A 13,626-nucleotide genomic window follows, 5' to 3' on the forward strand; every position below is an offset into this window, starting at 1 on the left:
CCTTAAAAGATTAAATGCCTAAAGCCTAGAGCCTACTGCTTAAAGCTTTTCCAAAACAATAAACAATGATTGTATTACAAACCAATGCTCCTTCTGATTGGGCAATGTTTTTTGGGCATTTTCATCCCGTAGTAGTTCACCTACCTATCGGAATGCTGATGATTGCTGCTATATTAGAACTTATTTCTCGTAAAAAAGGACTCACATCTTTACAGCCTGCTATTGCGCCTATTTTGTTTGTTGGCATGATTACGGCAGTTATATCTTGTATTTTTGGTTATTTACTTTCTTCTTCTGGTGAATACAATGAAGAAACATTGTTCCTTCATCAGTGGATGGGTATTGGCGTAGCATTGGTTGCATTAGCGGCTTGGTACATGAAAGTGAATTGGCAACAAGACCCAACCATGAAGAAAGCCTATATGCCTGCTGTTTATTTAATCGTGATTTTATTAACAGGTACGGGACATTTAGGGGGCAACATGACGCATGGGGAAGACTATCTATATGCTTATACCCCCGAACCTTTTCGTTCGATAGCAGGATTGCCACCGAGAACCAAAGGAGGAACAGGAGCTAGAAAGAAAATTGAAAATATCAATGAAGCATTGGTCTATCAAGATATTGTTGCCCCAGTGATGGAACAAAAATGTTGGTCTTGCCATAATGCCAATAAAATCAAAGGGGGATTGAGAATGGATACGCAAGCACTTTTGATAAAAGGGGGAGAAAACGGGGCAATCATCAAAGCGAATGATGCAGCCAATAGCGAATTAATCAAACGTTTGCTATTGCCCGAAGAAGACGAACACCACATGCCACCGAAAGGGAAAACACCTTTGAGCGAACAAGAAATTTCGCTTTTACATTGGTGGATTCAAAATGGAGCAGGCTTTGATAAAAAAGTAGCGCAACTAAAACCAGATGAAAAAGTAAAGCCATTCTTGGCATCTTTGAGTAGCGGAGTGGAAACCAATAATACTAGTGGTGGAGAAAGTATTTCACCTGTATTCAACGAAAAAGTATCAGCCGCTGCTGAAAGTGATATTCAGAAACTAACAGCAATGAATGTTGTAGTACTGTCGGTATCAAAAGAACAGCACTTTTTAGATGTCAACTTTGTGAATGCGCGTACTTTTGATGATTCAAAAATAAATCTTTTGACCAATCTATCTGACCAAATTATATGGTTAAAGTTGGGGAGTACAAAGATTACAGATAAATCCTTGGCTGAAATTTCTAAATTAAAACATTTAACGCGTTTACATTTAGAACACACAGCAATTACTGATGTTGGGCTAGCCCAACTAAAGGATTTGAAGTTTCTGGAATACATCAATTTATTTGATACCCAAATAAGCGATGCAGGCATCAAAGAATTGGCAAAATTGAAAAATCTAAAAAAAGTATATTGTTGGCAAACTAAAGTTACTAAGCAAGGCGTATTAGCTTTACAAAAAGCATTGCCGAATGTCGAGGTAAATATTGGGTGGGAAGATAAAATACCTACTAATGATACCAACAAAGTAAATACACAGAAGGTGGTGGCGAAATAAGATTAAGCAAAAGCTGCCTTTATAAATACGGGTTAAATACGGTACACTTTACCGTATTTAACACATTGTTCTACTTGCCAAATTTTGGGAATATTGTTATGTCAAATCCTCCTAACATAGCAATACCATGATACCACAACATATTCTACCAATCCAATTCAAATTGGGTAAAAGAGCTACTTTTTTTGCGAATGAAATTATATTTTTTGAGGGAGAAATCAATTATACACGTATTCACTTTGCCTTTGGAAAATCAAAGGTAATCGCCAAAACTCTTTCTAAAGTTGAAGGAAAAGTTAATACTGATTCATTTTTGAGAATCAACAGAAAGTATTTAGTTAACCAAAAATTCATTCGGGAGGTAGATAACTATGAGCTTATTTTGTTAGATGGCAGAACCCTTCCAATTTCACGTAGAAAGCGTTTTTTACTTGACTGATTAACTCGATTTAATGCATATTTGCGATATAACAATAACTTTGCTCATTGTTGCTTTGGTTTATTTTCCCGAAATTGTGCGTTAGAAATGTTGATTTTTACTCGTTTACGCAACTATTATATACACTTTGTGTTTATTTAAAAGTAAATGGCGTGAGCATCATTTTACTAATTTATCAGTAACCAAAATAGGACTATTTTATAGAAAGATAGTCAATCCAACAATGATACAAATCGATATTGCTGCACTTCGTGAAAATTATAGCAAAGGCAGTTTAGACGTTCAAGACGTAAGTGTTTCTCCGTTAGAACAATTTCAAAAATGGTTTCATGAGGCTATCGCCAGTAAATTGCCAGAGCCCAATGCCATGATTGTCTCAACGGTTGGCAGCGATGCTAAACCGTCAGCAAGGATTGTCTTGTTGAAAGGTATTGATACGGGTTTTACTTTTTATACAAATTACCTTAGCAAGAAAGGCACAGAATTAGCCGAAAACCCTCATGCTTGTATTACATTTTTTTGGAATGAATTAGAGCGTCAAGTACGCATTGAAGGAACTATTGAAAAAGTAAGTGCTGAAGAATCAGACGCTTATTTTCAAAGCCGTCCATTAGGAAGCCAAATAGGAGCTTGGGTTTCTAATCAGAGTATGGTGATTGAAAATAGGGAAGTGCTTGAAGAAAGAGAAAAGTATTTAAGAGAAAAGTTTGGTAATGACCCTATTCCCCGCCCTCCACATTGGGGTGGTTATCGCTTAATCCCAACTTATGTTGAATTTTGGCAAGGTCGTCCGTCAAGGCTTCACGATAGGATTGCTTATACAAAATTAGAAGAACATGTTTGGAAGATAGAACGTCTATCCCCTTAGCTTTTATTATGTCAGTGACTTTTGGGAGTCACTGACATAATTTTTATATCACTACTTCAAATGGAACAAATCAGTTACCCCAATTTTTTTGTAAGACGTATAGCCTTCGCCAAACTCTGCACCAATACTATGCCCCATTTCACGATTACGTGCTTCCACAAATTTCAAAAATGCAGGAGAAGAAAGATATGAATCAGGGTCTTTTGAGGTTGGGTCATAAAACTGACTTCTAAAAGCTCTGATTGAATCTTCTTTTTGTTGCCAGTATGCCGAAATATCTACTACAAAATCAGGGTCAATATACCTATCTTGGATATAATGATACACATTTTTAGGTCGCCAAGCTTCTTGTACTGTTCCATCGTCCTCAAACGTTTCAACCATGCGTAAGCCTGATTTAAAACATGAATCCACTGCTAGCTCACAGCCTTTAATATGGTCTGGATGGCGGTCGTTAATGGCATTGGCTAACACGATTTCAGGACGATAGCGTCTAATTACCCTGATTAGTTTCATCAGGTGTTCTTCGTCATTGACAAAGAAACCATCTCTAAAACCAAGATTTTCGCGCGCATGAACGCCTAAAATTCTGGTAGCTTCAACCGATTCAGCCAAGCGAATTTCAGGTGTTCCCCTTGTTCCTAACTCACCACGAGTAAAATCAACGATTCCAACTTTTTTGCCTTGTGCTATTTGCATACAAATCGTTCCAGCACAACCTAATTCGGCATCGTCTGGATGTGCCGCCATCACCAATATATCTAACTTCATTGTAGTATAAAATCTTATTTCTGAATTGAAAAACGTTGCAATTTAAACAGGAAATTGAGCTAAAAAACAAAAGAGCCAACAGATTTTGGTGCTGTTGGCTCTTTTTAAATATTATCACTATTAATTAATGAATTCTAAGTCTTCTTCCAATTCTTAAACTAGCAGAAATTCTCATACCATTCATTCTTGCTAATTTATCTACTGAAATTCCTGCTCTGTTAGCGATAGAATATAATGAATCACCAGAACGAACGGTTGTCCAAGCAGTTCTGCGTGTTTTTACTTTTCTAGCACTTGAACCATATTCGTTATCTAATGAAAGTCCGTAGGTATCGAATACTCTGGCAGAAATTAATACATGGTCTGAAACAGGTTCAGTTCTTTCACCAGAAAAATTAAATACATAAATCGCTGGGTTGAAAGGGTTACCTTCATAGCGAGTTTCAAAGTGCAGGTGTGAACCAGTACTTCGTCCTGTACTTCCACCTAAACCGATTTGGTCACCAGCTTTTACATAAGCGCCAGATTCAAAGTTTTTAGCAGATAAGTGACCATAAAGCGTTTCTAAGCCATTATAATGACGAACTACCAAGAATTTACCATATCCACCGCCATCATATCCTGATACTCTGACAATGCCATCAAATGCAGCATAGACAGGGTCGCCAGTTTCTAAATCTAAATCAACACCCGAGTGCATTCTTCCCCAACGAGGGCCAAAAACAGACGTTAATTTCGGTGCTGTGTTTGGTACAGACCAGTATCTTCCTTGTTCTTTATTAAATAGCTCAATATCTACTACGTCGTCAAAATCTTTTGGATTAATATCGTAAGGGTCGATATTAGTAGCATCCCAAATAGAAAAATAGGTGGCTACTGACACAAAATCATCACTACCTTCTGCTCTGGTTTCTTCTTCAATCTCAACGATTAAAGGCTCTCTTTCATCAACAGATGTTGTATCAAAAATACTAATCGAAGAATTTAGTTCTTTGGCAGGTTCAAATTTTGAGGAAGCAGTAATAGCCGACGAAGTAGCTACTGGTTCAGGAACATAGTCAGTCCTGAATTGCAGTTTGGGCAATTCATCTAAGGCTTCGTCTAAATTTTTGTTGCTTTTATCTTTTGCATTTGTTTTCACATTAATCTTAGGGTTTTTCTTAAAACTCCCAGATTCTTGTGAAAAAGAAATGAATGAAACGAGACAAAATACTAAGACTAATAATTTTTTAATTGTATTCATCTGAAATAAAATTAATAAAGAACGAAGATGCCATCAAAAGAGGCGGTTAATGTAATTCATTTTCAGCTAACCATCTTTCTGCATCTAAAGCCGCCATACAGCCAGTTCCTGCTGCTGTAATTGCTTGACGATAAATATTGTCTTGTGCATCGCCTGAAGCAAATACACCTGCAATATTAGTACGGCTCGATCCTTTTTCTGTGATAATATATCCTGCCTCATCCATATCCAAGAAACCTTTGAAAATGTCTGTGTTAGGTTTATGACCAATTGCCACAAAGAAACCTGTTACAGGTAAAACAGTGGTTTCGTTTGAAACGGTATTTTTTACTCTTACGCCTGTTACACCTCCGTCATCACCTAACACTTCATCTGTTTCTGTATTCCAGTGCATTTGAATTTTAGGGTTTGAAGTAACTCTTTTTTGCATGATTTGCGAAGCGCGTAATTCATCACGGCGTACAATCATGTGTACTTTTGAGCAAAGATTGGCTAAGTAAGTAGCTTCTTCTGCTGCTGTATCACCTCCACCAACGATTGCTACTTCCTGATTACGGAAAAAGAAACCATCACAAACAGCACAAGCTGATACTCCACGACCATTAAAAGCTTGTTCCGAAGGCAAGCCTAACCACTTGGCTGAAGCGCCCGTTGAGATGATAACGGTATCTGCTAAAATTTCGTGTGTATCGTCAATGAAAACTTTTTTTGGACTTACTGAAAAATCTACCGAAGTAGCCATTCCATAACGTACATCAGTACCAAATCTACGAGCCTGCTTTTCTAGGTCTTGCATCATTTCTGGTCCTTGAATTCCATTAGGATATCCTGGAAAATTCTCTACGTCGTTGGTTATTGTTAACTGCCCGCCTGGTTGTGGCCCTTGATACATTATCGGTGTCAATCCTGCACGTGAAGCGTAAATTGCTGCGGTGTAACCCGCTGGTCCTGAGCCTATAATAAGGCATTTGGTATGCTCTGCCATTGTTAAGTTTAATACTTTTTGTACTTAATTCTTGTAATATTTATGCTAGTTTGCTAGTAAAATGAGAACAAAAATTTATACGTAAAAATTGCAGATAAAATCCAGAATGCCAAGAAATTATTCAAAATGAAATATTGATATTGGTGTTAAGTTGTTGATTTTTAGTGATATATACTTGATTTTGAAGGGTGTAAAAATATTTGCGATGAAATATAATTTGTACAAAACCAATTTTTGTACTGAAAGGATAGTCAGAACAATTGAGATATCTTTAAAGATTTCCGTAAAATACAAAAGCGAAATTCGAGTTAAACATTGCCTTTCAAGCGTTTAACCGAACTTCGCATGCATAATTCTAAGAATTAGTAAAGAGCTTTATTTCGTTAATTCAGTAGTATAAACCACTTTGCCTTCTTCATTGATTACTTGAACAAAAAGCTTGTTCCCAGTGGCTGAAAATACCATAAAACCATAATCAGAAAGTGCTAATTTACTAATTGGCAAAGTGCCAATAGGCGTTTTTTCTGAAGCCGAACCTGATACAAAATAATGTGTTTTTCCTTCAGGTAATAAGTGTTGTAAATCGTGGTCATGTCCACACAAATAGGCATCAACCTTATGCTTATCTAATACTGATTTTAACGAAGCACGGATAGCACGTGTATCATAGCTTTCTCTTCTTTTTTCAGTAGCCGTAAAAAGAGGATGATGGCCTACCACAATTTTCCATTTAATGGAAGGAGAATTGTTTGAAAGGGTTTTCTCTAGCCAAACCTTTTGAGCCGTACTATCTTGACTAACCACTGCATTGCTGTATTCACCTTTGTAAAACTCTGGAATTAAAGGATTGGTATCAATAAAAGCTATCAATACTTGTTGGTTGGGATTGCCATCGATAGAAAACGTCTTTGAATAATAACGAGCTGGCATATTCCAACGGCGACTAATTTTTGAATAAGCTACCTGTGCATCTGGATTCGATTTATAATCATGATTCCCCAATACAGGAAACCAGTCCCACTGCAAAGAGAAATCAGTATAAATATCCTCAAAAGAATATTTCCAAAGTGGGTCAAATTCGCTTCTAACACCACTTGGATAAAAGTTGTCGCCAGTAGCAATGATAAAATCGGCTTTGATTTTTGTAGCTACTTTGCCCATTTGGCTAGCTACTGGTTTTTGATGGTCGGCGCCATTTCTACCCCAGTCGCCCATGACTAAAAAGTTCAAAGCACCTGCATGACTATTCACCTCAGTGGTTTGACCTACCGCTATTCCACTGGTAAACAATGAGCAAGCTAAACAAAAACGCTTAAAAAGATTTATTGACTTCATTCTGTAAAAATTAAAGATAAAATTCTGGATAATTTATTTGTTAAATGCCATCATTGAAGGCACTGGAAGTATAAAGACATTTAGGTGTCAAAAATAATCGTCTTTGCCATCAATCTTTGTTATGAAAGGGTTAATTAAAGCAATTGTATGAAAAATACTTTTAACTTGAAGGTTTCGTACAAATATATATTTACTTTGTGCTAAACTATGAAGATAAAAACATTTGATACAGATCAGGAAATACTTACGTCACTTTCAGAAAGTGATGCAAGGGCTTTTGATTTTTTGTACCAAAAGTTTTTCTCTAAACTCTATGCTGCTGCATACAAGCGGCTTCAAAATAGAGAATTGACCGAAGAGGTAATACAAGAATTATTTATTTCCCTGTGGGAGCGTCGCAAATTGTTGACAATCAATACAACCATTGAAGCGTACTTGTTTACTTCAGTAAAATACCTAGTGATTGCTCAATACAAGAAAAACGATTTGTTTGAAAAATATTCAAATAGCCTACAACCAGCAGATGACTATAATTTTACAGAACAAATGGTTGCCTTTGATGAATTGAACGAAGCCTATCAAAAAGCGTTACAGTCGTTGCCCGAAAGATGTAGAGAGGTGTTTTTGTTGAAAAGAACGGGGCTATCACAAAGAGAAATTTCTGAACGCCTTGACATCTCAGAAAAAACAGTTGAAAATCAAATGACCAAAGCTTTGAAAATACTAAGAGAAGTATTGAGCGATTATACGGCACTTTCTATTATATTGATACCTGCACTGCATTAATGTAAAAGTTAATTTGAAGCTGTTTAAACTTTCCCTTTCGGATTAAACTAAGTCTTTTAGAATAGCTTGTTCCAAAATTTACTCAACGTAGCGATGCTATGCTTCGCAAATTTTGAAAAAATCAATTCAAAAATACAATACTTTCACCTCAGAAACGGAAAGTTTAAACAGCTTCTTTATTAAAATGTTCTATCATCATGAGTCAATTAAATAATCCACACGACAAGTTCTTTAAAGAAACGTTCTCCAGACTAGAGATTGCCCAGAGCTTTATTGAAGAAACATTTCCCCCTGAAATTAGAGAGAGAATAAATTTGTTTAAATTAAAGAAAACAAATGCTTCTTTTACCGACGCTGATTTATCAGAGCATTTGGCAGATATTGTTTATCAAACAGAATATGCTGGGCAACAAGCTTTAGTTTCCTTGCTTTTTGAGCATAAATCTTATCCTGAAAAATATCCCCATCTACAGCTTTTGCGTTATATGAATAACGTATGGTTAGAAGAACAGAAACAAAATAAACAATTATCTGTCGTTATCTCCACGGTTATTTATCATGGTGAGGCTGTCTGGAAAAAGCTTTCGATGATTGCTTATTTTGGCAATCCTCATGAAAGCCTGCACCAGTTTATTCCTCAATTTGATTACCTCTTGTTCTCTCTTAATGAAATTCAAGATTATCAGATTGAGAATTTTAAAAATGATTTATTAAGTGTAACAACAATGTTGATGAAACACAGTAGAGACAAAGCGAATAATTTTTTGAATCTAGCTCCCTTCTTGGTTGATAAGCTAAACGCTCTGGATGCTGCCCATCAGGATGATTTTATTAAGACTACTTTTCGCTACATCGAAGGAGGTATTAACTTGACACAGAATAAATTATCGCCTATATTTACACAGGTTTCACAAAATGTAAACAATATTGCTATGACTATTGCAGATGAAATTAGAGAAGAAACTACTTTCAATAATATAAAAAGCTTGCTTCAAAATGGTGCCTCAATTGAATTAATTTCAAAATCTTTTGGCATATCTATTCAAAAGGTAGAAGAAATTATCAAGAAATTGAAAAGCTCTTCTAATTAAACAATATTGCCATGACTATTGCAGATGAAATTAGAGAAGAAGAAAGAGAAAAAACTACATTTAGTTATGTTAAGGGATTACTTCAAAATGGAGCTTCTACTGAATTAATTTCAAAATCTTTTGGACTATCTATTAAAGAAGTTGAAGAAATTATCAAAAAAATAGAAAATACTTCAAAGTAAAGGCTATTCAATTATTTCGTAAAATATATCAAAACAAGCTCGAAAGGCTTGTTTTTTGTTTTTCTGGGAACTGATGCTTTCTATTTCGTTTGTGGTAGAAAAATTATTTTAAAAAATATTTCTATTAGCATAGGGGAAAAGTACGGCTTGCTTCACTTAGTATTTGAAAGCGAAATAAAATGAAACTAAATCAAGAAATTATTGAACGTTATCTGAACAATGAAGCCTCGGAAGGAGAAATATTCTTTGTTGAAAGATGGTACGCTTCATTTGAAAATAATCCAGATGGACTAAGTGAATTAAGCCAACTAGAACGTATTGAACTTGAAAATAAGATTAAAAAATCTATTCGTGAAGAAATCAAACGTCAGGAAAGATATACTCCTCCTCGTTGGGTTTGGGCGGTGGCTAGTATGGCAGCTATGTTAGTCATTGTAGCTGGACTTTCTTTTTATTTTATTCCAAATAGCCATGAAAAAATAAGTAAAATCAAATCTGATATTCCAATTTCGGATTGGGCAAAATATGAAAACTCTTCTGCTAAAATTTTAAAGGTGGTGTTGCCAGATGGAAGTGTAGTGCTATTACAACCTAAAACCCAATTGAGTTATAATCAATCTGATCGTTTGTATAGACAGGTAAACTTAAAAGGCGAAGCTTTTTTTGATGTGAAAAGAGATGAAAGTCGCCCTTTCCTGATTTATTCAGGTAAAATGACTACCACGGTGCTAGGAACTAGTTTCAATGTAAAAGCATACCCTGCTATGGAAACTTTTGAAGTATCAGTCGTTACAGGAAAGGTATCTGTGAAAAATGAAATAGAAAAAGAAGTGATTTTATTACCTAAACAACAAGTGGTGTTGGAAACGAAAACAGATGAAATGCTGGTGAATTTGTTACCCACTGATAAAACTTTTTACTGGGAATTGTCATCCTTACAATTCGATGATGATAACATGCAAAACGTAGTAGAAAGAATTGAACAAAATTTTAATGTAAGTATCGATTTATCTCCTAAACTCCGAAACTGTCGCTTGAGCGGTAATTTTGAAAATGTACACCTCTCTACCATCCTCGAAATAATTTGTAGATCCATCGAAGCTGAGTACGTAATAGATGGACAAAATATTTCATTGAAAGGAAACGGATGCCCTTAAACTAACTATCAAACCAATATTGCTGTAGAATACTTACTGCTCTCGAATCAATTTTGAGAGAGGTGGGATAATATGTCTCAAATAAATCAAAAACAATACTAAATTTAATTAACCGATGAAAAAACTTCTAGCTACAAAGCATCTAATGCTTACGATTATGAAAATTACAATTAGTCAGTGCCTTTTCTTTGCTATTTTTTCGGTGATTGCTCTAGGCTCTCCGAGCAAAGCACAGCAGATTCTCAACAGAGAAGTATCCATGAAACTCAATAATGTGAGTTTGAAAGTGATATTGTTGGAAATAGAAAAACAATCAGGTGTACATTTTGTGTATAGCAATAATTCAATTCATCTTGATAAAGAAGTAAGTCTTGAAGTAAATCGTGAAGCCCTCAGTATCGTATTACCTAAACTTCTTTTCCCAAACCAAATTCGTTATGAGGTAATTGAAGAACAGATTATTTTGAAAAGGAATAAAGAACAATCAAACGTTTTTCCCAGTGAAAAAGAGGAGGCTATTATTGAAGAAGAAAAAGTATCAGGGAAAGTAGTTAGCGAAAAAGGAGAAGCTTTAATTGGTGTAAATATCTTAATAAAAGGAACTACAAGAGGTACCGTGAGCGACGCAGAAGGCAAATTTAGTATGGTAGCCAAAGATGGAGAAGTACTTGTATTTTCATTTATTGGATTTAAAAAACAGGAAGTAAATGTGAGCCTTAAAGACGTAATGCAGGTTGTTTTGAAAGAAGACAATGAACAATTGAGTGAAGTTGTCGTAATTGGGTCACGGTCTACAGTGGCTCGTACGAATGTCGAAAGACCAGTGCCTGTGGACGTAATCAGTGCGAAAGAATTACAGTCGACAGGACAAATGGAATTGTCTCAACAAGTACAATTCATGTCACCTTCATTCAATTCGGCCAAAAACGGTATCAATGGTGTAGCGAACTATGCCGACCCAGCATCTTTAAAAGGATTATCTCCCGACCAAATGTTGGTGCTTATTGATGGCAAAAGACATCATCAGTTTGCGGCACTCAACAATAATGTGACCGTAGGAAAAGGAACAGTGGTGACAGACTTGAACGCTGTGCCTTCGCTGGCATTGGAAAGAATGGAAATTTTACGCGATGGTGCCGCCGCTCAATATGGCTCTGATGCCATTGCGGGTATCGCCAATTTAGTATTGAAAAAATCTGTCAACAATGGTTCAGCCCAGATTCAGTATGGTGTTACCTCCAAAGGGGACGGTGGTGGATATACCGCGGCTATCAATTATGGATTCTCATTAGGGAAGAAGGCTTCGTTGAATATTACAGGAAGCTATCAAGATGTAAAAGGAACTGACCGCTCAGACCCATATAATCCACAGCCAGTAGTAGGAGGAGCTTATACTGGAATTTATACCAATGTAAAAGCAACAGATGAGGCTGCTTTGAAATCAAGAGGATACTGGGGAGATGGTACTTATGGTTCATTCCGCCCTACAGCTTACGGAAGTAATGCTATGAAATCTGGACAAGTATTTTATAACCTTGATATTCCGCTAAAAATTGACTGGACTTTATATTCTTTCGGGGGCTTTTCTCAAAAAGATGTTTTTGCACGTGCTTTTCTCCGTACCGCTTTGCCTACAAGTGCTACTTCCAATGTAGATTTATATCCCGATGGTTATGTACCAGAACTTCCAGGTACTTCGGTCGATTATTCTTCTTTTGTAGGCATTAAGCGTAAAACTTTTACAGGTTGGAACTGGGACTTTAGTACAGGCTATGGCAGAAACTACCTTGATCAATCTGCTAAAAATTCTTCAAATGCTTCTATGGGAGCATCTTCTCCAAGAGATTTTTACATCGGTAGAATTTCATTTGGTCAAAGTTTGACGGAAATAAATGCCTCAAAAACGATAATGGGCTTATGGAATACAAAATCAGTAAACTTTGCTTTTGGTACGCAATATCGTGTAGATAACTTTACGCTTAGTGCTGGTGACGAAGCATCGTATTTGATAGGGTCATTGGCTGCTTCAAAAAACAAAACGCCAGGCTCACAAGGACGGGTTGGTATCGATAAGGCTGATGTAAAAAGCGTAAACCGTTCTAATATTGGTGTTTATGCCGATGTGGAAAGTGATATCACTAATAGATTATTGGTCGCAGCAGCCTTACGCTATGAAAACTATAGTGATTTTGGTAGTAATATTTCTGGGAAATTGGCGTCAAGAATCAAAATTACAGAGGATTTATCTATCAGAGGGTCAATCAACAAAGGTTTTAGAGCGCCACTGCTTCAACAAATTGCGAATGCTGCTACGACCTCTACAGTGCAAAATGGCATAATCAGAAGTACCAAACAATTGCCTTCTGACGAACCACGATTGAAACAAATCGGGATAGAAGACCCAAAACCAGAAACTTCATGGAATTATAATTTGGGGATTACGGCAAAAGTGGGCAATAGCCTTCTGTTAACCGTTGATGCTTATCAGATTGACATAACTGATAGAATCATTATCACAGAAAACCTGAATGTTAACAACATAGCTGCCTTGAAAAACTTATTCCCTAATTTTCAAGAAATCACCTTTTTTACCAATGCTATCAATACTGGGACAAAAGGTATAGACGTAGTGGCGTCTTATAAAAATTCAATTAGCCCTAAAAGTAAATTTACGGCGAGTATTGCACTGACAGTCAACAAAACTGAAATTACTAAGATTAAAGCAACGCCTACGGCTTTACAACAAGATACTAAAGCTCCTGTAGTATTGATTGATACCGTAAGTAGAGCCTTGATTGAAACCAGCCAACCACATACTAAAGTTTTGGTATCTTTAGGCTATCAAGTAGGTAAATTGAGTGTAAATTTCAGAAGTTCATATTTTGGTGAAGTAACTGCTTGGGAAAAACCTTCGGGTCTGAACCATCGTAGCCAAACATTTGGAGGGAAAAATTTATTTGATGCCTCGGTAGTCTATAGCATTAATAAGTCTTTAAGCATTACTATTGGAGGAAACAATTTAACAAACGTTTATCCCGACAAAGTACTGAGCAATTATGCTTCTTATTCAAACGGACAAGTACCCTATACCAGAAATGCGAATCAGTTTGGATTCAATGGGGCATATTATTATGGTAGCCTATCGATTAGACTGTAAAGCATATCAATATATAAATCTCAAGGCTCACAGCTATTATTAATTACTGAGTACAA

At 36.2% G+C, this 13,626-nt stretch carries 12 protein-coding genes; 8 read left to right on the forward strand and 4 right to left on the reverse strand.

Going from position 1 to position 13,626, the window contains the following annotated elements; translation table 11 throughout:
• Positions 1-65 precede the first annotated feature (65 nt).
• The 3 genes from VB264_RS10975 (at position 66) to pdxH (ending at position 2,863) form a co-directional block, all read left to right on the forward strand.
• Positions 66-1,556, forward strand: coding sequence for a c-type cytochrome domain-containing protein (locus VB264_RS10975; protein ID WP_323249295.1), 1,491 nt, complete (start codon positions 66-68; stop codon positions 1,554-1,556).
• A 127-nt stretch (positions 1,557-1,683) separates the two neighbouring features.
• Positions 1,684-1,995: a LytR/AlgR family response regulator transcription factor gene (locus VB264_RS10980; RefSeq protein ID WP_323249297.1), complete on the forward strand. Its 312-nt coding sequence runs from the start codon at positions 1,684-1,686 to the stop codon at positions 1,993-1,995.
• A 223-nt stretch (positions 1,996-2,218) separates the two neighbouring features.
• A complete protein-coding gene (gene pdxH / locus VB264_RS10985) occupies positions 2,219-2,863 on the forward strand; it encodes a pyridoxamine 5'-phosphate oxidase (RefSeq protein ID WP_323249299.1) in 645 nt (214 codons plus the stop codon).
• 51 nt (positions 2,864-2,914) lie between these two features.
• Here the strand turns inward: pdxH and bshB1 are convergent, their stop codons facing one another.
• The 4 genes from bshB1 to VB264_RS11005 form a co-directional block, all read right to left on the reverse strand.
• Positions 2,915-3,634 carry a bacillithiol biosynthesis deacetylase BshB1 gene (gene bshB1, locus VB264_RS10990; protein ID WP_323249301.1) on the reverse strand — a complete coding sequence of 240 codons (720 nt, stop codon included), beginning with the start codon at positions 3,632-3,634 and terminating at the stop codon, positions 2,915-2,917.
• Between the two features lie 124 nt (positions 3,635-3,758).
• Positions 3,759-4,877, reverse strand: coding sequence for a peptidoglycan DD-metalloendopeptidase family protein (locus tag VB264_RS10995; RefSeq protein ID WP_323249303.1), 1,119 nt, complete (start codon positions 4,875-4,877; stop codon positions 3,759-3,761).
• A 46-nt stretch (positions 4,878-4,923) separates the two neighbouring features.
• Positions 4,924-5,862: a thioredoxin-disulfide reductase gene (trxB, locus tag VB264_RS11000; RefSeq protein ID WP_309912147.1), complete on the reverse strand. Its 939-nt coding sequence runs from the start codon at positions 5,860-5,862 to the stop codon at positions 4,924-4,926.
• A 375-nt stretch (positions 5,863-6,237) separates the two neighbouring features.
• Complete coding sequence (locus VB264_RS11005; RefSeq protein WP_323249306.1) at positions 6,238-7,197, reverse strand: purple acid phosphatase family protein; 960 nt, start codon at positions 7,195-7,197, stop codon at positions 6,238-6,240.
• A 207-nt stretch (positions 7,198-7,404) separates the two neighbouring features.
• On the opposite strand from VB264_RS11005, the gene VB264_RS11010 reads away from it, so the two are divergent.
• The 5 genes from VB264_RS11010 to VB264_RS11030 all read left to right on the forward strand — a co-directional run bounded on the left by VB264_RS11010 (position 7,405) and on the right by VB264_RS11030 (position 13,570).
• Complete coding sequence (locus VB264_RS11010) at positions 7,405-7,983, forward strand: RNA polymerase sigma-70 factor (protein ID WP_323249308.1); 579 nt, start codon at positions 7,405-7,407, stop codon at positions 7,981-7,983.
• Positions 7,984-8,180: 197 nt separating this feature from the next.
• Positions 8,181-9,074: an Rpn family recombination-promoting nuclease/putative transposase gene (locus VB264_RS11015; protein WP_323249310.1), complete on the forward strand. Its 894-nt coding sequence runs from the start codon at positions 8,181-8,183 to the stop codon at positions 9,072-9,074.
• A gap of 11 nt (positions 9,075-9,085) precedes the next feature.
• Positions 9,086-9,256, forward strand: coding sequence for a hypothetical protein (locus tag VB264_RS11020; RefSeq protein WP_323249312.1), 171 nt, complete (start codon positions 9,086-9,088; stop codon positions 9,254-9,256).
• Positions 9,257-9,435: 179 nt separating this feature from the next.
• Positions 9,436-10,413 carry a FecR family protein gene (locus VB264_RS11025; RefSeq protein WP_323249314.1) on the forward strand — a complete coding sequence of 326 codons (978 nt, stop codon included), beginning with the start codon at positions 9,436-9,438 and terminating at the stop codon, positions 10,411-10,413.
• Positions 10,414-10,570: 157 nt separating this feature from the next.
• A complete protein-coding gene (locus VB264_RS11030; RefSeq protein WP_323249316.1) occupies positions 10,571-13,570 on the forward strand; it encodes a TonB-dependent receptor in 3,000 nt (999 codons plus the stop codon).
• Positions 13,571-13,626 lie beyond the last annotated feature (56 nt).

It is taken from the genome of Arcicella aquatica (assembly GCF_034928825.1).
GTDB classification, from domain to species: Bacteria; Bacteroidota; Bacteroidia; order Cytophagales; family Spirosomataceae; genus Arcicella; species Arcicella aquatica.

Excerpts from the sequence above, each read along its gene's own strand:
- VB264_RS10975 (WP_323249295.1), top strand. The coding sequence starts at position 66 with ATGATTGTATTACAAACCAATGCTCCTTCTGATTGGGCAATGTTTTTT.
- VB264_RS10980 (WP_323249297.1), top strand. The coding sequence starts at position 1,684 with ATGATACCACAACATATTCTACCAATCCAATTCAAATTGGGTAAAAGA.
- pdxH (WP_323249299.1), top strand. The coding sequence starts at position 2,219 with ATGATACAAATCGATATTGCTGCACTTCGTGAAAATTATAGCAAAGGC.
- bshB1 (WP_323249301.1), bottom strand. The coding sequence starts at position 3,634 with ATGAAGTTAGATATATTGGTGATGGCGGCACATCCAGACGATGCCGAA.
- VB264_RS10995 (WP_323249303.1), bottom strand. The coding sequence starts at position 4,877 with ATGAATACAATTAAAAAATTATTAGTCTTAGTATTTTGTCTCGTTTCA.
- trxB (WP_309912147.1), bottom strand. The coding sequence starts at position 5,862 with ATGGCAGAGCATACCAAATGCCTTATTATAGGCTCAGGACCAGCGGGT.
- VB264_RS11005 (WP_323249306.1), bottom strand. The coding sequence starts at position 7,197 with ATGAAGTCAATAAATCTTTTTAAGCGTTTTTGTTTAGCTTGCTCATTG.
- VB264_RS11010 (WP_323249308.1), top strand. The coding sequence starts at position 7,405 with ATGAAGATAAAAACATTTGATACAGATCAGGAAATACTTACGTCACTT.
- VB264_RS11015 (WP_323249310.1), top strand. The coding sequence starts at position 8,181 with ATGAGTCAATTAAATAATCCACACGACAAGTTCTTTAAAGAAACGTTC.
- VB264_RS11020 (WP_323249312.1), top strand. The coding sequence starts at position 9,086 with ATGACTATTGCAGATGAAATTAGAGAAGAAGAAAGAGAAAAAACTACA.
- VB264_RS11025 (WP_323249314.1), top strand. The coding sequence starts at position 9,436 with ATGAAACTAAATCAAGAAATTATTGAACGTTATCTGAACAATGAAGCC.
- VB264_RS11030 (WP_323249316.1), top strand. The coding sequence starts at position 10,571 with ATGAAAATTACAATTAGTCAGTGCCTTTTCTTTGCTATTTTTTCGGTG.